The sequence below is a fragment of the Tsukamurella pseudospumae genome (genome assembly GCF_001575195.1).
GTDB lineage: Bacteria > Actinomycetota > Actinomycetes > Mycobacteriales > Mycobacteriaceae > Tsukamurella > Tsukamurella pseudospumae.
This window is the reverse complement of sequence record NZ_LSRF01000097.1, coordinates 1-634: the sequence shown is the minus strand read 5'-3', so window position 1 is coordinate 634 and position 634 is coordinate 1. Positions and strand designations below refer to the sequence as shown.

Genomic DNA, 634 nt, shown 5'->3' with positions numbered 1-634 from the left:
AGAGACCAGAGAGAAGCGACTGTTTACTAAAAACACAGGTCCATGCGAAGTCGTAAGACGATGTATATGGACTGACGCCTGCCCGGTGCTGGAAGGTTAAGAGGACCGGTTAGCCGTAAGGCGAAGCTGAGAATTTAAGCCCCAGTAAACGGCGGTGGTAACTATAACCATCCTAAGGTAGCGAAATTCCTTGTCGGGTAAGTTCCGACCTGCACGAATGGCGTAACGACTTCTCTGCTGTCTCAACCACAGACTCGGCGAAATTGCAGTACGAGTAAAGATGCTCGTTACGCGCGGCAGGACGAAAAGACCCCGGGACCTTCACTATAGCTTGGTATTGGTGTTCGGTTCGGTTTGTGTAGGATAGGTGGGAGACTGTGAAGCGGGCACGCCAGTGTTCGTGGAGTCGTTGTTGAAATACCACTCTGATCGTATTGGATACCTCAACCTCGGACCATGATCTGGTTCAGGGACAGTGCCTGGTGGGTAGTTTAACTGGGGCGGTTGCCTCCCAAAATGTAACGGAGGCGCCCAAAGGTTCCCTCAGCCTGGTTGGCAATCAGGTGTTGAGTGCAAGTGCACAAGGGAGCTTGACTGTGAGACTGACAGGTCGAGCAGGGACGAAAGTCGGGAC

1 rRNA gene is annotated in these 634 nt (G+C 52.7%); it reads left to right on the top strand.

The features are described 5' to 3' along the window. Positions 1-634 (top strand): 23S ribosomal RNA (locus tag AXK60_RS25275); the annotation flags it as partial.